The organism is Bacillus sp. PPSBB_11 (genome assembly GCF_038023285.1).
Classification (GTDB): Bacteria; Bacillota; Bacilli; order Bacillales; family Bacillaceae; genus Bacillus; species Bacillus altitudinis.
Map to the genome: position 1 here is coordinate 996,856 of NZ_CP150633.1, position 21,350 is coordinate 1,018,205.

Sequence of the window (21,350 nt, forward strand, 5' to 3'; positions counted from 1 at the left end):
ATTGGCTACAATTAAAGATGTTGCAAAAGCTGCTCAAGTGTCTGTTGCGACTGTTTCACGCGTGCTTAACGATACTGGATACGTCCATATTGATACGAAAACCCGTGTGACACAAGCGATGCAGGAGCTAAACTACTTCCCCAATGAAGTGGCACGATCCCTTTTTAAAAGAGAATCAAGATTAGTTGGTCTCATCTTACCTGATATCACAAACCCCTTCTTCCCTCAGCTGGCTAGAGGCGTTGAGGATGAGATTCATGCAAACGGTTTTCGCTTATTATTCGGAAACAGTGATGAAGATCGGGAGAAGGAAATGGCCTATTTACAAACCTTTAAGCAAAACCAGGTGGTCGGTGTCATCGCTGTCACAAACGAACCTGAATCGGATTTGTACAATGATGATGAACTGCCTGTTGTCTTCTTAGATCGTACCGTTCCAAATGCGCCTTCTGTGTTTGCAGATGCTACGGCAGGCGGGAAAATGGCTGCAATGGAATTAATCAAACGCGGCAGTCAGCAGATCACATTGCTAAAAGGGCCCGCTCATCTTCAAACGGCGCGGCAAAGATTCAAAGGCGCACTTGATGTTCTGACTGAAGAAGGTGCTAACTTTCATGTGATGTCTAACGCTTCTTTTTCTTTTCAGGAAGCCCGAAAAAGCGCCAAGGCTCTTTTCAAGCTGTACCCTGAAACAGATGGCATCATTGCCAGCAATGACATCGTCGCAGCAGCCGTCGTACACGAAGCACTTCGAATTGGAAAAGCCATTCCAGAAGACGTCCAAATCATTGGATTTGATGATATTCCGCAAAGCGAACTGCTCTTCCCTTCTTTATCAACGATCCGGCAGCCTGCCTATGATATGGGGAAAGAAGCCGCAAAGCTGATCATTAAAGCCATTCAAAAACAGCCTATAGATCAAGCAGTTATTCAAATGCCCGTCTCTTTTATTGAACGAGAGACCACAAGAAAGGTGGATTCACAATGAGTCAAATTGTTGTCGTAGGAAGTTGTTCCATGGATTTAGTTGTTACATCGAATAAACGTCCTAGTGCCGGAGAAACCGTCCTAGGCGAATCATTTAAAACGGTTCCTGGGGGAAAAGGAGCCAATCAAGCAGTAGCAAGCGCAAGGCTCGGTGCAGATGTATATATGATCGGCCGAGTTGGTGATGACGCGTATGGTCAGGACATTATGAGCAATTTGCAAGCACAAGGTGTTCGCACCACCTATATGAAACCGGTTACCGAAATGGAAAGCGGAACAGCTCATATCATTTTAGCTGAAGGAGATAACAGCATTGTTGTCGTCAAAGGAGCAAACAATGAGGTAACACCTCATTATGTAAAAGATGCTCTTTCTTCTATTGAAAATATCGGAATCGTCCTCATCCAGCAGGAAATTCCTGAAGAAACAGTCGAAGCCGTCTGCGCCATTTGCAGCGAAAAAGGGATTCCTGTCATCTTAAATCCCGCACCAGCTCGCAAAGTCTCTCAGCAAATATTAGATCAAGCTGCCTATATCACGCCAAACGAACACGAAGCAGCTCTTATGTTTGATGGACTCACCATAGCAGAAGCTTTGCGCCAATATCCAAACAAATTACTCATTACAGAAGGAAAAAATGGGGTTCGTTACTTTGATGGATCAAAAGAAGTGTTGGTACCGGGCTATCCTGTGAAAGCCGTCGACACTACAGGCGCTGGTGATACTTTTAACGGCGCTCTAGCTGTAGCACTGACAGAAGGAAAATCCCTATTCGACGCACTTGCCTTTGCCAACTTAGCCGCATCTATCTCAGTCACAAAATTTGGTGCCCAAGGCGGCATGCCAGCAAGAGAAGAATTGGAGAATAAGAAATGAAGAAAAATGGTATTTTAAATAGTCATATCGCCAAGGTGCTTGCTGATCTTGGTCATACAGATACGATTGTCATCGCAGACTGCGGCCTGCCCATTCCAGAAGGCCCGGTCAAGATCGACCTTGCATTATCCATCGGCACACCATCCTTTCAGGAGGTTACTTCCCTCCTTCTTGAGGAAATGGCCGTTGAACACATCACAATCGCCAGTGAAATCAAAGAAGCCAATGAGAGAGATCATTTATTTCTAAAGAAAGCGTTCTCACATCCGTTAGATGAAGTCGATCACGAGACGTTCAAAGACATGACCAAACAGGCAAAAGCAGTGATTCGCACGGGTGAAGCCACCCCATACGCAAACTGCATTCTTCATGCCGGTGTCATCTTTTAAAAGGAGGAGCCACTTATGAACATTGAAATGCATAACATCCATAAGGCCTTTGGAAAAAACACCGTTCTCGCCGGGGTCTCCTTTGACCTCGTCACAGGTGAAGTCCATGCACTTATGGGTGAAAACGGGGCAGGAAAATCAACGTTAATGAATCTGCTGACAGGACTCTATTCCTTGGATCAAGGAACGATTCAAATCGACGGAAAAGAAACCGCTTTCAATAATCCAAAAGAAGCCGAGCAGAACGGGATTGCCTTCATTCATCAGGAGCTGAATATATGGCCTGATATGACGGTACTCGAGAATTTATTTATCGGGAAAGAAATCTATACAAAACTTGGTCTCCTAGACACCAAAAAAATGAAAACACTCGCCCAAGCGCAGCTCGACCGATTGTCTGTCAACTTATCGCTCGATCAAGAGGCAGGAAGCTGTTCTGTCGGCCAAAAGCAGATGATTGAGATTGCGAAAGCGTTAATGACCGATGCAAAGGTCATTATTATGGATGAACCAACGGCCGCTCTCACAGACCGTGAGATTGAAAAGCTATTTCAGGTCATTGAATCACTCAAAAAAGAAGGCGTTTCCATCGTCTACATTTCTCACCGGATGGAAGAAATCTTCGCCATTTGTGACCGGATTACGATCATGCGTGACGGAAAAACGGTCGATACGAAAGCGATACCGGACACGAATTTCCATGAAGTCGTCAAAAAAATGGTCGGCCGCGAATTAACCGATCGTTACCCTGAACGCACACCTTCTACTGGTGATACCGTCCTAGAAGTGAAGCAAGCAACGAGGAAAGGCCGCTTTCAAGATGTCAGTTTTTCCGTCAAAGCTGGAGAAATTGTCGGTGTTGCAGGCTTAATGGGCGCTGGCCGGACGGAAATGATGCGGTCGCTCTTTGGACTCGATCCCCTGGATCAAGGAGAAATTTGGGTTCATGGGAAAAAGGCTGTTATTAAAAAACCAAGTGATGCGGTCAAGCTTGGCATCGGTTTTATTACGGAGGATCGCAAAGATGAAGGACTGATGCTAGATGCATCCATTCGGGAAAACATCGGGTTACCTAACTTAGATAGCTTCTCTCCAAAGGGGCTGATTGATAAGAAAAACGAACAGGATTTTGTTGACCTGCTTATCAAACGACTCACGATTAAAACCGCTTCATCTGAAATCTCTGCACGCAGCCTGTCCGGTGGAAATCAGCAAAAGGTCGTCATCGCCAAATGGATCGGCATTCAACCGAAGGTGCTGATTTTAGATGAACCGACAAGAGGTGTCGACGTCGGGGCGAAACGAGAAATTTATCAGCTCATGAACGAGCTGACAGATCGAGGTGTTGCCATTTTGATGGTCTCCTCTGAGCTCCCAGAAGTTCTTGGGATGAGCGATCGAGTGCTTGTCATCCATGAAGGAACCATCAGCGGAGAATTAAGTAAAACAGAAGCTACACAAGAACGAATTATGACACTAGCTACAGGAGGGAAGTAACATGAAACCACTTACTTCAAATGGACGATTTGATCACATCATGCAAAAGCTTGGGCCATTCTTAGGACTCATCATCCTTGTCGCCATTGTTTCTATCTTAAATCCGGCCTTTTTAGAACCATTAAACATTTTAAACTTACTCAGACAAATCTCCATTAACGCCCTCATTGCCTTTGGCATGACATTTGTTATTTTAACCGGAGGAATTGATTTGTCTGTCGGTGCCATTCTAGCGCTGTCTAGTGCTCTGACTGCCGGCTTTATTGTATCTGGTTTGGACCCAATTCTTGCCATCATCGTTGGATGTATCATCGGTGCCATCCTTGGAATGATCAACGGTCTTTTAATCACAAAAGGAAAAATGGCTCCTTTTATCGCAACACTTGCGACGATGACGATTTTCAGAGGATTGACGCTTGTTTATACAGACGGAAATCCAATTACAGGGCTTGGCTCTAACTATGCATTTCAGCTATTTGGCCGTGGATATTTCTTAGGCATTCCTGTTCCAGCGATCACCATGCTTCTCACCTTTATCGTACTTTGGGTCTTGCTTCATAAAACACCTTTTGGCAGAAGAACGTATGCCATTGGCGGAAATGAAAAAGCAGCCCTCATCTCAGGTATTAAAGTACCACGCGTCAAAATCATGATTTACTCATTAGCCGGCTTTATGTCTGCTTTAGCAGGTGCGATCTTAACATCTCGTCTCAACTCAGCCCAGCCAACAGCTGGTACGTCGTATGAACTTGATGCAATTGCTGCCGTTGTACTTGGCGGGACAAGCCTATCCGGTGGAAGAGGGCGAATTGTCGGCACACTCATCGGGGTACTCATTATTGGGGTCTTGAACAATGGTATGAACTTACTTGGTGTTTCATCATTCTATCAGTCTGTTGTGAAAGGGATTGTCATCTTGATTGCAGTCCTACTCGACAGAAAGAAATCTGCTTAAGGAGGCAGCTGCTATGAAAAAATATGTAATCCTGATCATGACTCTCTCATTATTCATGCTTTCTGCCTGCTCGCTCGAACCGCCAGAGTGGGCCAAATCAACAAAGGATGGCAAGAAAAAAGACATAAAAATCGGACTGTCGATCTCGACTTTAAATAACCCATTCTTCGTTTCTCTTAAAAACGGCGTGACAAAAGAAGCAAAAAAGCTTGGCATCGAAGTTGTCATTGCCGATGCACAAAATGATTCAGCGAAACAAACGAGTGATGTAGAAGATTTAATTCAACAAGGGGTTGATGCATTACTCATTAACCCAGCCGATTCCTCTGCCATATCAACGGCTGTCGAATCTGCGAATGCTTCAGACATACCGGTCATCACATTAGACCGCTCGGCAGAAAGCGGAAAGGTTGAAGCGCTCGTTGCTTCCGATAACATCAAAGGCGGCGAAATGGCAGCTAACTTTATTATCGACAAGGTTGGTAAAGATGCAAAAGTGGCTGAACTAGAAGGTGTACCAGGTGCTTCTGCGACACGTGAACGAGGAAAAGGTTTCCATCAAATAGCAGACAAAAAGTTAGATGTCACAGCAAAACAAGCCGCTGACTTCGACCGGACAAAAGGGCTCAACGTGATGGAAAACCTTCTTCAAGGAAACCCTGACATCAAAGCCGTTTTTGCCCACAATGATGAAATGGCGCTTGGCGCACTAGAGGCCATCCAAAGCTCTGGAAAAGACATTCTTGTCGTCGGTTTCGACGGTAACGAAGATGCACTCAACTCGATCAAAGCAGGAAAACTATCTGCAACAGTCGCGCAGCAGCCAGAGCTGATCGGTCAACTGGCAGTCGGCGCTGCGGACGATGTATTAAAAGGAAAAAAGGTAGAAAAAAATATCGCCGCTCCATTGAAACTAGAACAAAAGAAATAAACACTAAACCCCCGATAGCCTCGGGGGTTTTAGATTGTAGACAAAGGCTGAAATGAACTTTATTTTAGCACTTTGTTTTCTTTTCAGCGTAATAGAAAACCTTTGCAGTCTAGGAAGGACGAGGACCGGAGCAGAGCGAATTGACATTCGTGAGCACCGAAGCGCAGGACTGACAAAGAATGCGAGGGTTTGTCTACACGCTGGACCCCCGATAGCCTCGGGGTTATAGATGTTATTCCGGTCTCTTCAGTACAAATGGCGTACCTAAATGGGCATAATCATTCCCCGCTAAACGTGCAACTGGCTTTAATTCATTCGTAAAAATATATCCTTTTTCCGCATCATAGACGGATTCATCTAAATGCGCACACACCACCCGGCCAATGATATGATCGACTGTGATCTCCCCTTCATCATTTTGAAAGGTCAGATGTTTTTCCAGCTGACATTCAAAGCGAATGCGTGCTTCCTTGATTCCTGGCACTGACACCACGCTGCTCTTCACTTGATGAAGACCGGTACGAGTCAGCTCACTCTCTTCCTCTGGCAGTGTAGCAGCTGTTTCATTAATATCTTCAATCATCGCTTCATCACTCACATGGACAACAAATTCTTCCCTGTCGATGATATGTTTTGCTGTATCTTTCATCTCTCCTTGACGACGTCCAATAGAAACAGCGATCAGCGGAGGATGGCCGCTAATGACATTAAAGAAACTAAATGGTGCAGCATTGACGACTTCTTCTTTAGAAAGGCTTGTAATAAATGCAATGGGTCTTGGAACGACGGAACCAGATAATACTTTATATGCTTCTTTTCGTGACAACTGATCCATTTGTAATGTAATCACTTCAGACATGCCTCCTCTTGTATGTAACGACATCATACCATACCCCGTTCTCTCTTCCCTTATTCCGGCTCAGCGCGATGGAGAATATGATGGACAAGATGAAACAATGCCGGATTATGATTTTCTCGTCTATAAGAAATGGTCCATTCCGCGAGTAGCTGCTCACCTTCAATTGACCGATACACCACATCTAAATTAAATAAACGCCGGGCCGATGTTGGAATGATAGCAATTCCGATTCCCGCTGTGACAAGCCCAATGACCATTTGATATTCTGCTGCTTCCTGCACGATATTAGGTGAAAATCCATACTGTTCACAAAGTAGGACAAAATGCTGATAAAGGGACGGCCATGATTCCTTTGATAAAGAAATAATCGGCTCATCACGAATATCTTCAATCGTGACCGCTTCTTTTTCCGCCAGCGGATGGTTTTTCGGAATCGCAAAAATACATTCACTTTGCTTCATTAAACGACTGACCAACTCTTCTTGCGGTGATGTAGGATGCAAAAAACCAATATCAATCTCACCATTCAAAAGCGCCTCAAGCTGCTGCGGGACAGAGAGCTGTTGCAGTTCAATACTGACAGAGGGGTACAGCTCTCTGAATTCACGGACAACTGGCGGCAGAATATCATATGTCGCTGTACCAACGAAACCGATGATAATCTTCCCAAGCTCCCCTCTTGCCGTATGCCGGGCATGATCAACGGCTTTATCAAGCTGATGCAGCACCCCCCGGACCTCATGTAAAAAAACCTTTCCAGCAGCTGTTAACTCCACCACTCTTTTAGACCGGTGAAACAAAGGAAATCCCAATTCTTCCTCAAACTGCTTAATTTGCTGACTAAGTGGAGGTTGTGTCATGTTCAATCGTGCGGCCGCTCTGCCGAAATGCAGCTCCTCCGCGACTGTGACAAAATACTGCAAATGTCTCAGTTCCATCCTTTCACTCCTCAAACACTTATTCGTGAAACATATTAAAACTACGTTAAACATATATTGGAAAATTTATTTTGTGAAATGTATAGTAAATCATATCATGAAAATATATTTTCATAAAAAATTTTACTTGCCGAAAGGAGTGCGGGGTAAATGAATTCTCAAACACAACCCCTAACAAAACGAGGAGCAGAGTTAATTGTCGATACGCTCATTGCCCAAGGTGTGACCCATGTTTTTGCGATTCCAGGCGCAAAAATTGATGCAGTATTTGATGTATTAAAAGACAGAGGTCCAGAGCTTGTGCTATGCAGACACGAACAAAATGCGGCATTCATGGCAGCAGCTGTCGGTCGTTTAACTGGCAAACCAGGCGTTTGTCTCGTCACATCAGGTCCTGGGGCATCCAATTTAGCGACAGGTCTATTAACAGCCAATACAGAAGGTGACCCTGTTGTTGCAATCGCTGGAAACGTCATCCGTGCGGATCGGCTCAAACGAACACATCAATCACTCGACAATGCGGCATTATTCAAACCAGTGACAAAATATAGCGTTGAAGTACAAGACGTAAACAATATACCAGAAGCCTTAACAAATGCTTTTCGCGCGGCACAAAGAGGTCAAGCTGGAGCAGCATTTATCAGCTTTCCACAAGATGTCGTGACCGAACACACCACACAAACACCAGTGTCTGCTCACCCTTCTCCAGAACTAGGTCCTGCACCGGATGCTCTCATCAGTTCGGCCATCGCCAAAATTCAAAATGCGCACTTACCTGTTGCAATTGTGGGAATGAAAGCTAGCCGTCCAGCTGCGGCAAATGCGACAAGAACATTATTAAAAACACTTGGTATCCCATTTGTCGAAACGTACCAAGGAGCCGGCGTTCTCTCAAGAGAGCTTGAGCCTCAATATGTGGGCAGAATCGGCTTATTCCGTAATCAGCCAGGGGACCTTCTCATTGAGAAAGCGGATGTGATTTTAACTATTGGCTTTGATCCAATCGAATACGATCCGAAGCATTGGAATTTGAAACCGCAGCAGCGTCACATCATCCATGTAGATGACATGCAGGCAGATATTGACCATTTCTATGAACCGACGCTTGAGCTTGTGGGCAATATATCTGAAACGGTGCAACATCTAGCCCACGACAGCGTTCCACTTTCATTATGCAAAAAGAACGTAGATCTGGTCACAGAATTACAAGAGCTGTTAAGTGATATCGAAAAAGCACCAGAAAGAGAAAGTCATTTATCACACCCGCTGGATGTCATTCATACGTTGAGACGTATCATCCCAGATGACACGAAAGTGACATGTGATATCGGATCTCATGCCATTTGGATGTCTCGCCACTTCCGTGTTTATGAACCGAACACGTTCCTAGTGAGTAACGGAATGCAAACACTTGGCGTGGCATTACCATGGGCAATTGCAGCCTCCATATTGAATCCAGATGAAAAGATCATTTCAGTCTCAGGTGATGGCGGTTTTCTCTTCTCCGCCATGGAATTAGAAACAGCCGTGCGCATGAAAACAAATCTCGTTCATCTCGTTTGGAACGACAGCACATACGATATGGTGGCATTCCAGCAGGAAATGAAGTATGACCGTACGTCTTGTGTTGAGTTCGGTCAGATCGACTTAGTGAAATATGCAGAAAGCTTTGGAGCAACTGGATTACGTGTCAACTCACCTGAAGAGCTTTCAACTGTCCTTCAAAAGGGTATAAACATAGAAGGACCCGTTATTATTGATATTCCGATAGACTATCAAGACAACCCAGACCTCGCCAGTCAAAAATGGCCAGAAGTCTTTCGTGAAAAACACACAACGAACGTCAGATAAGACTTCGATACATTACTTTAAAGGAGTGAGCGGATATGGGTATGATGCACCCAATGAATCAACAAAACAACACAATACCGCAGGACAAAAAGCAAGAGGTCTATCAAGTATCAACCATGACCTCCTTGCTGGAAGCCGTATACGATGGAGATTTCTCCCTATCACATATTCCCGAGCACGGTGATTTTGGCATTGGCACATTCAATCAATTAGATGGGGAACTAATCGGCTTTGATGGCGCTTTTTATCGACTGCGCTCTGATGGAACAGCCACACCAGTAACCGATCAAGATTATTCACCATTCTGCTCTCTAGCATTCTTTGAAACGGACATCGTTCATCGAATTGATGCACCGATGACGTCCAAAGAGCTAGAGGAAGAAATCGACCGAATCTTACCAAGCAAAAATGTCTTTTATGCGATCCGCATCGATGGGTCATTCAAAAAGGTTCAAACCCGTACGGTTGAAAAACAGGAAAAACCTTACGTTCCGATGGTGGAAGCAGTCAAGTCACAGCCTATTTTCGATTTTGAAAATATTCGCGGGACGATCGCAGGCTTCCGTACACCACAGTACGCACATGGCATTGCGGTAAGCGGATATCATCTCCACTTTATTGATGATGATCGCAGCGTAGGCGGGCATGTATTTGATTACATTGTGGATCAAGTGACCATCCGAATTTCCCAAAAACGTCACATGAATTTACACCTTCCAAATACGCAGGAGTTCTTCCAAGCAGACATTGATCGTGCTGACCTTGCACAACAAATTGCCAGTGCGGAAAGTAGCCCAGAAAAATAAAATGAACACACCCCGGTGATGCCGGGGTGTTTTTTTTATGCAAAAAGATATGTTATCTTCTTTTATTATTTCATTTCGTTACTCAATTAAAAATCAAACATTCTATCCGTAATAAAATATGATAGAATATCAACAGAAGAAAGGTGGTTATACGGTGGCACATGAATATCGCATTCCAAACTTAACATTAGATGAAAGAGATAAACAAATTCTTTCCTTATTACACGAGGACGGGCGTATGTCCTACACGGATCTAGGGAAACAAGTCGGCCTTTCCCGTGTTGCTGTACAAGCCCGTATTCAGCAGCTCATTGAAGCAGGTGTCATTGAACGATTCACCGCTGTCATTAATCCAGCAAAGATCGGCATTCATGTCTCTGTCTTTTTTAACGTAGAGGTTGAGCCGAAATGTTTAGAAACAGTCGCCCTTCAGCTTGAGCAGGAAACAGCCGTCACAAGCCTTTATCATATGACAGGACCAAGCAAGCTGCATATGCATGGCATTTTTCAAAATGAACAGGAAATGGAGACGTTCCTGACAAAGAAGCTGTACCCGCTTGAAGGCGTCGTCAGTGTTGACTGTCAAATGCTCATTAAACGATACAAAAGCCGAATGGGCATGAAATTGTAGATAGGAGTTGAACCACTTGCAATCATATCTTGAACTCATGATCGCCATGGTGCGAACCGGTATTCTGGGATTTGGCGGAGGACCTTCTGTGATCCCGCTCATTCGCCATGAAGCGGTCGTCAAATACAAATGGATCAATGATGACAAATTTGGAGAAACACTCGCCATCGCCAACGCATTACCTGGACCGATTGCTACGAAAATGTCGGCATACCTCGGCTATCGATTAAAAGGTGTATCTGGCGCCATTGTTGCAACAGCTGCACATATTTTACCGACATGTCTCGCTATGGTGGCACTTGTTACACTTGTCAGCGTCTTAAGCTCTTCAGTCATCATTCAAAATATGATCGGTGCTGTGACACCAGTGATTGCCGTTCTGTTAGGAATGATGGCATATGAATTTGGACAAAAAGCGTTGAAGGGCTTCGGCATGATCTTCGGAATCGCCCTATTCCTTTTGGCATTTGTCGGTCTTCAAGTACTCTCGATTCATCCAGGAATCATTGTCATCATCTTTTTATGTTATGGTGCCTTTCATTTTAGACTGAAAGATCGCTGGAATCGAACAAATAAAGAGAAAGGAGTGTCTTCGTGATGCTGATTCTCTTTTTATTCTGGGCATTCTTCTTATCCAATCTGTTAGGGTATGGTGGAGGACCTGCCTCCATTCCACTCAATTATGAAGAAATCGTCAATCATTTTCATTGGATGACAAACGAAGGGTTCTCCAATATGCTCGCATTAGCCAACGCACTTCCAGGTCCAATCGCTACGAAAATTGCGGCTTATGTAGGCTATGATGTCATGGGATGGCCAGGCTTTATCGTTGCACTGCTTGCGACGGTCCTACCGTCTGCTATTGGATTGATTTTATTGCTAAAACTCATTGATCGTTTTCGCCAATCTTCTGTCGTCAAAGGCATGACTCTATCTGTACAGCCTGTCATTGCGATGATGATGCTTTTATTAACATGGGAAATTGGCGGAGATGCCGTGAAAGCCATTGGCTGGACGCAATCACTTGCCATTGCCGCCATTTCATTTTTCTTTATGACCAAATTCAAATTGCACCCTGCTTTTCTAATAGTGGCTGCATTTTTATATGGCGGATTCATTCTTCCGCATTAACGCAAAAACCGATAACACGTGAAGTTATCGGTTTTTCTCATTACATATAAATAGGAGAGACAGGCCTGCGCCCAATAGAATGATACTCGACCCCAGCTGCTTCTGCCGCTTCAAGCGTATGACAATTCCGGCCATCAAAAATGATCGGCTGCCTCATGAAATCTTTATAAGCTGAAAGTGGAAAGGACTGAATATCCGCCCACTCTGTTAGTATACAGACAGCATCAGCATCCTTTATCGCCTCTTCAATCGTTTGAGCAAAAAAGACTTGATCAGGCAGTTCTTGAGCTGCATTGCGGGCGGCAGCAGGATCATAGGCCACGATCTCCGCTCCTAATTGATGGAGCTGATGAGCGATTGGGATCGACGGCGCCTCTCTTATGTCATCAGTATTCGGCTTAAATGAAAGGCCAAGAAGGGCCATTCTCTTCCCTTCCAAGTTTTCTCCCATTCGCTCCTTCACACTTCGAATATAAGTAGCCCGCTGCTCATTGTTGACTTTGATGACAGCCTTCAATAGCTCAAAATCATGGAACACATGCCCTGCAATTTGAACAAGGGCATTTGTATCCTTCGGAAAACAGGAACCTCCGTAACCAATGCCTGCCCTAAGAAACGAAGCACCAATCCGCTGATCGAGTCCCATCCCCTCTGCAACTCTCTCAACATCAGCTCCCGTTTTTCCACAAATCGAAGCAATTTCATTCATAAAGCTGATTTTTGTGGCAAGAAATGCATTTGATGCGTATTTGATCATCTCTGCGCTTTTCCGATCTGTTCTCACGAATGGAATGTGGAAATCCGCATACATAGACTCTAGCTGATCTAATCCGTTCTTTGTTTCGGCTCCAATCACCAGCCGATCCGCTCGCAGCGTATCTGAGATAGCAGACCCTTCTCGTAAAAATTCTGGATTAGATGCGATAGATAATGGCTCCTTACGACCTAACACGTGATGAATCAAATGATCAATTTGATCGCCCGTTCCGACAGGCACTGTACTTTTCACGACAAGCACTGCGCCTGGCTTTGCTTGTAAGCCCATCTCCTTTGCCGCTTGAAAGACATACTGCAAATCAGCTTGACCGTCTGCCTGTTGCGGGGTACCGACAGCAATCATTAACACGTCAGCCTGCGAATAGGCTGACGCTCCATTAATTTGAAAACGAATGCGTCCTTGCTCCATATTCCGTTTGAGCAGTTCTTTTAATCCCGGCTCGTACATCGGAGGATTCCCTTGCTTCAGCTGCATGACCTTCCGCCGGTCAATATCCATACATGTCACGTCGTGACCCGCCTCTGCTAAACACACACCTGTGACAAGCCCTACATACCCACAGCCTGCAATCGCAACCTTCATGACACATCAGCTCCCCCTACTCCTTATGCTTGTAATGTCATCGTATGCCGGGGATTTTCGTTCCATTCATAAAAGCATACAAAAACCCCCTGCTGAGAGAGCAGGGGGCTACTTTTATGAAACAAGGCCATTTCGAATATGAGCAATCAAATTTTCAAGCATTTCTTTTGTTGTGACATCATTTGAATTTTCACCAATATCATGAGCGTACATCAAAATCTTTAAAAACTCTTCTTGATTTAAACCCTTATTATCCATGTCTGTATCCTTTCGATTCCACTAATTTCATTATTATATGCTGTATGGTTGGTTTATGCAATACTCTAATACATCATTCGACAGCTTTTGAAATTTATGACCATTTTCATGAAAAACTTTTTTATAAATCACCATTGAGCTATAATAAAAGAATTGGAATCTTTTACTTGGTTAGGAGCGGATCAAATGCTTCAGCACAACATCAACGAAGAAGAAATCAAACAAACAGCCGAACAGATCAAAGAACTTCTTCCTGCAACAGATGAAAACAAGCAACTCATCAAAAAAGCATTGATTACTTATAGACAGGACAGCGTATATCGGCTCAAGCAAGAGTCTGATACCGAATGGTCAGCTTATGTACATGATGTCGTGGCAGCAAGAGTCCACCTTCATGTGCTGTTTCCAGTGAGAAGCAGCTGCTCATGTCCAGCTGATGGACTATGTAAACACATCCTCGCTGTCTTCTTTTCACTTTACGCTCAAGTAGAGAGTGTGACCGGTTTTACAGAAAATTGGTCAGAGAAGGATGAATTACAGCGCAGCAAAGAACTCATTCGTCAGCACTTCCAAGTGAAGCGCCCAGATGAACAATCACTTCAGAGCTGGCTGAATTTTTTCCAGGAGGAATTTCACCTCTGGCTGAAACGGACACCGAAACACCAGCAAACACCACAGCATTTGTATTACGGCTATTTATCGATCCTGAAAAAACACGCACCCACTTCACCTGAATTCAAGAGTTTGTATGCGATTCATACGTCCATCGATGTGTGGTTAAGGCTCCATGAGCTAATCGATCTCGGCCGTCTTGATGCCGAAAAAGACTTTTATTCGATGAATCCATATGTAGAACAGCTCATGAACACCATTTTTGATTCAGTGGATCATTTGAGGACATACGCCCTTTCCTTTTCCCTCGATCCGTTTCTTGAAAACACACCAACTGCCGTTCGGACACTTCTTCAAATCAGCGGACCTTTCCAGCATGAACGAGTTGCGGTCTTTATGGAAATGTGGGGAACTATATTAAATAGAGGGAAATGGGTCAAAAAAGAAACAGAATTACTCAAGAGCGCCCAACAGCAGGAGCAAACGGTTGAGCGCACCATTGGGCTGATGCATATGGATTATTTGCTAAAAGAAGACGAAAGACTCTTCCAGCAATTAAAATTGCTCAATGCAGATATGCTGCCGAATGTGCTCAATTGGCTAAAGGATCTCACAAACCGCAAGGACTGGAAGCGTCTCAAACTTTGGTATCAAGAGATCACATATGTATTAGAAGAATATTGCCAGCTTGACCTATCTTATAGAGAACTGCGTGGAGCCGTCAGCGATTTCTTCTTTTATTTAGACGCGTACTTTAAACAGACGAAAGATCATTTCTTGTATGAACGCTATCTCCAAATCTGTATGCCTTATGCCTTTACTGAATATAGTCAGCTCTTATATGCACAAGAACGCTATGCAGAATGGATTGAAATACACAGCCTCGTTGGTTTCTCTATCAGTGAGTTGGAGAAAGAATTAATAAAACAGATTGCAAAGGAAGAGCCTGAAGCACTCATTCCTTCATACCACCGGGAAATCTCACTGCTTCTCGATCAAAAGAATCGAAGTGCTTACCGGGAATCTGTGAAAATGCTCAAAAAACTGCGTACGCTTTATCATAAAACGAAAAAAACCGCGGTGTGGGAAAGATATGTACAGCAGCTGCAAGATTCAACAAAACGGCTGCGTGCGTTCCAAGAGGAAATGAAGAAAGGAAAATTAATTGATGACACGCCATAAACAAATTGTCATTCATGCAGAACAAACCGAAGATTTCTCTTTCACCATTTCAGCGCAAGCAGAGGACGGACAGCCTGTACCGCTAAATGAAATGAAGAGGCAGCTTTTCCAATGGCACGAATCATCTTTTTACGGAACATTCTTAGAAGATGTGAGCTTTATTGGCACACCTGCCTTCCTGTTAAGTCCTTGGATGACCGTTGAATTGTTAGGGAAAAATTCATTTAATACTTTCAGCCATGTGACGTTAACGGATGAAACAGAGCCGCTTATGAAAACAGCCTCAACCATTTACGAATTCATCGAGGATGAAGATTTTGTCCCAGATTTCGAGGCTTGGACAAAAGGGATGCTTCGCTTTAAAGACAAAGAAGGCCTGTTAGATGGCTACACAGCTGATTGGTTCTCCTTTGCCGTACAGGATTACATTCAATATGATGATGCCTTGCAGCACAAATGGAACCGAATGACTGCACAATCGCCTGCTCTTTCCTCCTTCCAAGGTCATTTTTTAGATGAACAGGATTTCTTGGAAACGATCGGCTGGATTGATGATGAGACGCCTTTCACTGTCGGCTTGCGTTTAAATGAGCCTGATTTCGACGGAGATGATTGGAAAATTGAATTGTTTTTGCGTGATAAGAAAAACAGTGATCTGCATTTCTTTGAAGGCATCCGTTCTTTAAAAAAATCATGGCGTCCGTTTCAAGAAAAAATCACCAGAGAGCTAGAGCGGTTCGGTCAGATTGTCCCTTGGCTCTCATTTACATCTGGTACCACCCTCATGTCAGAAGAAGAAGCGTGGCTCTTCCTATCTGAAGCGAGTGAAACACTTGTGAACATGGGGATTGAGATCCTGCTTCCATCATGGTGGCAAATCGTCAAAGAAAGCACCATGATGCTAAAAGCACGGATTTCCTCCACACCACGAGGCGAATCGCACGTTGGAATGGATGCCCTTATGGACTTTAATTGGCGCTTTGCCACAAACGGTATTGAGCTGACAGAAGATGAGTTCAACGAGCTTGTTCAAAGTAAACGTCGTCTTGTCAATATTCGTGGACAATGGATTAAAATCGATCCGACCTTTATCCAGCAAATGAAGAAATGGATGGAGCGCGCTGAGAACGAAGGACTTCATATGTCGGATATTTTGTCACGTGAACTCGCAGACCAAGAGGCCTCTTCTGAGTCGATTCCTGAGCTGCTAGACAGTTCGGCCTTTGCCCATATTCAATTTGAACTTTCGTCTCAATTACGAGGGCTTGTTCATCAGTTAAATGATACACAGGAGCTACCATCCTACGAGATGAGTGAGTCCTTTAAGGGCACACTGCGCCCGTATCAGCAGCACGGTGTCAACTGGCTTCTGTTCTTAAGGTCTCATGGATTCGGGGCTTGTTTAGCAGATGATATGGGACTTGGAAAAACGATTCAAATGATCGCTTATTTCACCTATTTGAAGGAGCATCAACAAGACGCCGCTCCATCTCTCATCATTGCACCGACTTCCGTATTAGGGAACTGGCAAAGAGAGCTTGAAACATTCGCACCACATTTAAATGTCGCTCTGCATTATGGACCGTCACGTCCACAAGGTGAGAACTTTACAAAAGCATACGAGTCAACAGATATCGTCCTCACTTCGTATGGTCTCTCACATTCTGACCGTGATGAATTAACAGCAGCCAAATGGAATACCATTTGCTTAGACGAAGCCCAGAACATTAAAAATGCCCATACGAAACAATCGAGAGCCATTAGGCAATTAAAAGGACTGCACCACATTGCCCTCAGCGGGACACCGATGGAGAACCGCTTGACAGAGCTTTGGTCTATTTTCGACTTCGTGAACAAAGGATATCTCGGCAGCCTGACCAGTTTTCATAAAAAGTTCGTCCTTCCGATTGAAAAAGACCGTGAAGAAAAAAGAATCCAACAGCTGCAGCAGCTGATCAAGCCATTCTTATTAAGACGAACAAAACAAGATGAAGAAGTCGCACTCAATCTGCCAGAGAAACTAGAAGAAAAAGAATTCATCCCGTTATCCGCAGAGCAGGCATCTTTATATGAACAGCTGGTCAAAGATACATTCGAACATATGGCCTCATTAACAGGGATGCAGCGGAAAGCCATCATTTTAAGTATGCTTGGCAGACTCAAACAAATTTGCGATCACCCTGCTCTTTATTTAAAAGAGAGCGGAACAGATGTGAAATTGTTGAAACGTTCATTAAAAATGGATAAATTAGCAGAGCTGTTAAAAGCCATACACGAACAAGGAGAAAGCTGTCTCATTTTTACGCAGTATATTGAAATGGGCAACATGATCAAACAGCTGGCTGAAAAGATGTTTGGAGAACCAGTTCAATTTTTAAATGGGAGCTTATCAAAACATGATCGGGACAAAATGGTGGAACGCTTCCAGAAAAAAGAGTTCAACATCTTAATTCTTTCTTTAAAAGCAGGAGGAACCGGACTAAACTTAACCGCCGCCAATCATGTCATTCACTACGATAGATGGTGGAATCCTGCTGTAGAAAACCAAGCAACAGACCGTGCTTACCGCATCGGGCAAAAGCGGTTTGTTCACGTCCATAAGATGATCACAACCGGCACGATAGAGGAAAAAATTGATCAAATGCTCGAAACAAAACAAACGTTAAATGATCAAATTATCCAAAGTGAAAGCTGGATTACAGAGCTGTCAACGAACGAACTAGAAGATTTATTCACGTTAAGTGCAGCCGCTCAATCATCTTAATGACAGCAAAAAGAGGACTTTTCTCAAACTTGATGAAAAGTCCTCTTTTTTTTAATCTCATATAAAGGAATGCTTAAATTTGCAGCTTTTTCAATGCAGATTTCACATTCATATACGTATTCAACTCACGGAAGTCCTCTCTCATTTCTCCCATTTTCATCGCAAGATTTGGTTTAATACCTGTCACGATCAGTTCAGTGCCAGTCATTAAAATTAAATCGTTCAGCTTAAAAATCGCATCCGCCACAAATGAATCCACCTCTAATAAACCAGACAGATCCACAATGAAGTAATCGTCTTTGGATTGAGAGATATAAGTGGAGACCGTTGAGATGATTTTATCAAATCTTGGTGCTGTTAACGTACCAATGATCGGCAGGACAGAAATACCATCCTTCACCGGAACAATCGGGACAGAAATATTCAATACTTCATCAATAGATTGCTCAAGAAGCTCTTGCTGTTCCTTCTCTTTCGTAACATCCTTTTGCAGACCAACGAAATAAAGGCGTTTCCCTCCATTTTCATCAATCCATAGAGGCGCCACACTTAACTCGTTCCAAAACATTTGACCAGATTTTTTATAGTTTTTCAACTGTACAGTGACAGCCTCTTTGTTTTCAATGGCTGCCCTAATTTGTTTGAGAGCAATCTGTTCAGTTTCATCTCCTTGAAGGAAACGACAGTTCTTTCCTAATACTTCGGTTTCTTGATAGCCTGTCATATCTAAAAAGCCCTTGTTCACATATATTAAAGGATTATCAGGTAAAGACGGGTCCGTCACCGTCAGGCCAACCTGAGTATAGTCTAAGGCTTCCTTGATTAAATGCAGATTGTCGGACTTATAAGATTCCAGCGCCATTCGTTTACTCTCCTTAACTTCCTTACAAGCGGGTTATATTCATAATTAAATTATATGATGTTCCATAGCAGGTGTAAATAGAAGTAGTTCTGAATTCCTCTTTTGTAGAATGCGCTTCATCCTATGTCATTTATACAAATACATACGATTCAATTATTTCAAAAGATGTTGAATCATATGTGCCACACCATGTTCATCATTTGTTAACGTGACGTGATCAGCTAATTCTTTTATATCCTTTCTCGCATTCCCCATTGCAATTCCAACCCCAGCTGCCCGAATCATCGATTCATCATTTAAACTGTCTCCTACAGCCGCTGTTTGGCTTAATGGAATACCGAGCTTTTCCGCCAGCCTGGTTAACGCCTGCCCTTTCGACGCTTCCTTTGCACCAATTTCAAAGTTATGATCAGCCGAACTGACCAATGTTAATTCAGAATCATGTCCAAACGCATCCCATCCGGCTTTCAATCTGTCTTGAAAAAATGAGAAACCTAAGATGTTATAAAATGAAAGCTTCTGATCCTCACGAAACAATTCTTGATATGTATCAATATAAGCAAAACCTGACTGGCTGTATTGAACTTCAGCCGCTTGCTCAAGAACACGCTGATCCGTTTCTGGATTTGCACTCTTTAAGCGGTCCATTTCTATCGCCAGAAGCTCTCTGCCGCGGTTTGGTGTGTAAATGGCTTCATTCGTAAACACTTCATAATAATAATCACGCTCCTCAAGCCATGATAAGATGTGTTTTGCTTTTTCTTCTTCTAGAACAGCCGAATGATATACCTGACCTTCTGGATCATGAATCACAGCTCCATTTGCACTGATGACCCACGTATTCATCCCAAGCTGATCAAAAATAGATTTCACATCAAAATACGCTCTTCCTGTTGAAACGACAACCTCAATCCCGCTCGCTGCTGCTTCCTTTAACGCCTGCTCGTTTTCCTGACTCACTTTGTGCTCACTGTTCAATAAAGTTCCGTCTAAATCCGTTGCGATTAATTGAATGTTTGTCATCGGTCTCTCCTTTTTTGCCTTCATTTTCAGTTGACCTTCCGTTTATCAAATCCATCATCATTATGAAATGAGTATCCACTATTTGCAAGGGATGATCGGCTTATCAATGAATATAAGAGTACCCGGTCACGCTACATGACCGGATACGCATAAGGGGATTCACAGGGGACACATGACTGATACAAAGAAATCTTGGTTCTACTATTACGCAGTGGATATGTGTACAAGGCAAAGTCTATCAGCTATAGCTAGAGGGGGGCTGTCAGATGGACCTTTGCCTTTTGATTCAAAACCGGCCTCCTTTCCTTTCAGCTAACCCTAGTCTACTGAGAAATAGCACAAGAGACAAAAAACGAAAATGACAAAATCGTTCTTCAAATTCTTTATTTCCTCAATCATTTTTACTTTTTACCGCTTGCGTATAAAACATCATCTTATTTTGTTTGACGAAATACTTATTTTTCATAAATTGATAAAAAACATCTGAATGAATCCAATTACTAGAAGGCATGTGAATATAGTCAGACCCGTCCCACGCAAACCAATAAAAACAAAGCCTTCCATCATGAATTGACAACTGAAATTCAAAACAGTCCATTTGATCGTCTGTCACGTATTGAAAAGTGAGGGACTCCCCTTCTTCCATATACACATCACAAAATGAGAGAATATCTCCCCATGTATAGACCCTCACATTGCTTTCCTTTTCCTCACCAATATGTATGTTTCGAAGTTGATAGGACTCCATAAAACATCTCCTTTCACTTATATGCAGCTAGTTCTGAGTAGGCAGCGGTTTCATTTATACAGATGTTGTATGCTATAATGATACTTACGAATAATGAACGCTTGTGAGGTGATAAATATGAAAACCTTTAGGCTGATTGATTTAAAAATCGAACTTGATCCAAAGCAAGATAAAATGTCCAGCATTCCCCTTCGTGACGGCTTAATCATTAATAAAGAAGATGGCGAAAATCACTGGATGATCGAGGCACTGATTCCAAAGAAGCATAGACAAGTGTTTGAGGTGCTCTTCCAGCAGCATACAGAAGTAAAGATTCTCGTGACGATTACAAAAGAAAACAACCGCCCTGTTCATCTATCGGTCCAAGTCAAAAACATCGTTGCCTTAGAAGAAAACATATCTGTATTACTCGACGGTAAAATGATCACAAATCGTTACAGAACAGAAACCGAAGAAGTATTAAAAGACCTCGTCAAAGAGGGGCTGTCAGGAGAAAAACTGCTGGATGCTTTTAAACAGAACACATAAAAAAAGAGCGGGATGAGCCGCTCTTAGATGGTTGACAAAGGGCTAAAATGAACTTTATTTTAGCCCTTTGTCTTCCTTTTCAGCGTGATAGAAAACCTTTGAAGTCGAGGAAGGGCGAGCACCGGAGCAGAGCGAATTTAATATTCGTGAGCACCGGAGCAC

Annotated in this window: 21 protein-coding genes; 14 read left to right on the forward strand and 7 right to left on the reverse strand. The window is 43.3% G+C overall.

The window, feature by feature from the left end; translation table 11 throughout:
- The first annotated feature begins 1 nt into the window (after nucleotide 1).
- From V7L95_RS05005 to rbsB, 6 genes are read left to right on the forward strand one after another with little or no spacing between them, the layout of a single operon-like run.
- Nucleotides 2-988, forward strand: a complete 987-nt coding sequence (locus tag V7L95_RS05005; protein WP_008343265.1) for a LacI family DNA-binding transcriptional regulator — start codon at nucleotides 2-4, stop codon at nucleotides 986-988.
- The gene (gene rbsK, locus V7L95_RS05010; protein WP_025208105.1) at nucleotides 985-1,863 is read left to right on the forward strand and encodes a ribokinase; all 879 of its coding nucleotides are present in this window, start codon (nucleotides 985-987) and stop codon (nucleotides 1,861-1,863) included. Before V7L95_RS05005 ends, rbsK begins: the two co-directional genes overlap by 4 nt.
- Complete coding sequence (gene rbsD, locus V7L95_RS05015; protein ID WP_017360008.1) at nucleotides 1,860-2,252, forward strand: D-ribose pyranase; 393 nt, start codon at nucleotides 1,860-1,862, stop codon at nucleotides 2,250-2,252. The genes rbsK and rbsD overlap by 4 nt, the downstream gene beginning before the upstream one ends.
- Before the next feature lie 15 nt (nucleotides 2,253-2,267).
- A complete protein-coding gene (locus V7L95_RS05020) occupies nucleotides 2,268-3,749 on the forward strand; it encodes a sugar ABC transporter ATP-binding protein (protein ID WP_191218997.1) in 1,482 nt (493 codons plus the stop codon).
- A 1-nt stretch (nucleotide 3,750) separates the two neighbouring features.
- Nucleotides 3,751-4,704, forward strand: a complete 954-nt coding sequence (rbsC, locus tag V7L95_RS05025) for a ribose ABC transporter permease RbsC (RefSeq protein ID WP_008343271.1) — start codon at nucleotides 3,751-3,753, stop codon at nucleotides 4,702-4,704.
- A 13-nt stretch (nucleotides 4,705-4,717) separates the two neighbouring features.
- Nucleotides 4,718-5,635: a ribose ABC transporter substrate-binding protein RbsB gene (gene rbsB, locus V7L95_RS05030; protein WP_079920191.1), complete on the forward strand. Its 918-nt coding sequence runs from the start codon at nucleotides 4,718-4,720 to the stop codon at nucleotides 5,633-5,635.
- A 232-nt stretch (nucleotides 5,636-5,867) separates the two neighbouring features.
- Here rbsB and V7L95_RS05035 read toward each other — a convergent pair whose 3' ends face one another.
- Both V7L95_RS05035 and alsR read right to left on the reverse strand, forming a co-directional pair.
- On the reverse strand, nucleotides 5,868-6,485 hold the full coding sequence (locus tag V7L95_RS05035; RefSeq protein WP_024718717.1) for a flavin reductase family protein: 618 nt from the start codon (nucleotides 6,483-6,485) through the stop codon (nucleotides 5,868-5,870).
- Nucleotides 6,486-6,544: 59 nt separating this feature from the next.
- Nucleotides 6,545-7,432 (reverse strand): acetoin biosynthesis transcriptional regulator AlsR, encoded by an 888-nt coding sequence (gene alsR, locus V7L95_RS05040; RefSeq protein ID WP_025208109.1) that lies wholly within the window; start codon nucleotides 7,430-7,432, stop codon nucleotides 6,545-6,547.
- Between the two features lie 150 nt (nucleotides 7,433-7,582).
- Here alsR and alsS point away from each other — a divergent pair, with 150 nt between their 5' ends.
- The 5 genes from alsS to V7L95_RS05065 all read left to right on the forward strand — a co-directional run bounded on the left by alsS (nucleotide 7,583) and on the right by V7L95_RS05065 (nucleotide 11,851).
- The gene (alsS, locus tag V7L95_RS05045; RefSeq protein ID WP_017368183.1) at nucleotides 7,583-9,283 is read left to right on the forward strand and encodes an acetolactate synthase AlsS; all 1,701 of its coding nucleotides are present in this window, start codon (nucleotides 7,583-7,585) and stop codon (nucleotides 9,281-9,283) included.
- A 53-nt stretch (nucleotides 9,284-9,336) separates the two neighbouring features.
- Complete coding sequence (gene budA, locus V7L95_RS05050) at nucleotides 9,337-10,089, forward strand: acetolactate decarboxylase (RefSeq protein WP_223255608.1); 753 nt, start codon at nucleotides 9,337-9,339, stop codon at nucleotides 10,087-10,089.
- 154 nt (nucleotides 10,090-10,243) lie between these two features.
- Entirely contained in the window at nucleotides 10,244-10,720 is a 477-nt protein-coding gene (locus V7L95_RS05055) for an Lrp/AsnC family transcriptional regulator (RefSeq protein ID WP_017360010.1), read from the forward strand.
- Between the two features lie 37 nt (nucleotides 10,721-10,757).
- Nucleotides 10,758-11,318 (forward strand): chromate transporter, encoded by a 561-nt coding sequence (locus tag V7L95_RS05060; RefSeq protein WP_058337158.1) that lies wholly within the window; start codon nucleotides 10,758-10,760, stop codon nucleotides 11,316-11,318.
- Nucleotides 11,318-11,851, forward strand: coding sequence for a chromate transporter (locus V7L95_RS05065; protein WP_007497548.1), 534 nt, complete (start codon nucleotides 11,318-11,320; stop codon nucleotides 11,849-11,851). The genes V7L95_RS05060 and V7L95_RS05065 overlap by 1 nt, the downstream gene beginning before the upstream one ends.
- 40 nt (nucleotides 11,852-11,891) lie before the next feature.
- On the opposite strand, the gene V7L95_RS05070 is transcribed toward V7L95_RS05065, so the two are convergent.
- Complete coding sequence (locus tag V7L95_RS05070; RefSeq protein WP_041091431.1) at nucleotides 11,892-13,211, reverse strand: UDP-glucose/GDP-mannose dehydrogenase family protein; 1,320 nt, start codon at nucleotides 13,209-13,211, stop codon at nucleotides 11,892-11,894.
- Between the two features lie 114 nt (nucleotides 13,212-13,325).
- The gene (locus V7L95_RS05075) at nucleotides 13,326-13,469 is read right to left on the reverse strand and encodes a hypothetical protein (RefSeq protein WP_003214884.1); all 144 of its coding nucleotides are present in this window, start codon (nucleotides 13,467-13,469) and stop codon (nucleotides 13,326-13,328) included.
- A gap of 186 nt (nucleotides 13,470-13,655) precedes the next feature.
- Here V7L95_RS05075 and V7L95_RS05080 point away from each other — a divergent pair, with 186 nt between their 5' ends.
- Nucleotides 13,656-15,263, forward strand: coding sequence for an SWIM zinc finger family protein (locus V7L95_RS05080; RefSeq protein WP_017360013.1), 1,608 nt, complete (start codon nucleotides 13,656-13,658; stop codon nucleotides 15,261-15,263).
- Nucleotides 15,250-18,027 carry a DEAD/DEAH box helicase gene (locus V7L95_RS05085; protein WP_340968335.1) on the forward strand — a complete coding sequence of 926 codons (2,778 nt, stop codon included), beginning with the start codon at nucleotides 15,250-15,252 and terminating at the stop codon, nucleotides 18,025-18,027. The genes V7L95_RS05080 and V7L95_RS05085 overlap by 14 nt, the downstream gene beginning before the upstream one ends.
- A gap of 73 nt (nucleotides 18,028-18,100) precedes the next feature.
- Here the strand turns inward: V7L95_RS05085 and V7L95_RS05090 are convergent, their stop codons facing one another.
- From V7L95_RS05090 to V7L95_RS05100, 3 genes are all read right to left on the reverse strand, one after another.
- Nucleotides 18,101-18,889 (reverse strand): STAS domain-containing protein, encoded by a 789-nt coding sequence (locus V7L95_RS05090; RefSeq protein ID WP_035389764.1) that lies wholly within the window; start codon nucleotides 18,887-18,889, stop codon nucleotides 18,101-18,103.
- Nucleotides 18,890-19,042: 153 nt separating this feature from the next.
- Nucleotides 19,043-19,903: a Cof-type HAD-IIB family hydrolase gene (locus tag V7L95_RS05095; protein WP_208970838.1), complete on the reverse strand. Its 861-nt coding sequence runs from the start codon at nucleotides 19,901-19,903 to the stop codon at nucleotides 19,043-19,045.
- Between the two features lie 400 nt (nucleotides 19,904-20,303).
- Nucleotides 20,304-20,660, reverse strand: a complete 357-nt coding sequence (locus V7L95_RS05100) for a hypothetical protein (protein ID WP_008343305.1) — start codon at nucleotides 20,658-20,660, stop codon at nucleotides 20,304-20,306.
- A 117-nt stretch (nucleotides 20,661-20,777) separates the two neighbouring features.
- On the opposite strand from V7L95_RS05100, the gene V7L95_RS05105 reads away from it, so the two are divergent.
- Nucleotides 20,778-21,188 carry a YwpF-like family protein gene (locus tag V7L95_RS05105; RefSeq protein ID WP_003215215.1) on the forward strand — a complete coding sequence of 137 codons (411 nt, stop codon included), beginning with the start codon at nucleotides 20,778-20,780 and terminating at the stop codon, nucleotides 21,186-21,188.
- Nucleotides 21,189-21,350: the final 162 nt, after the last annotated feature.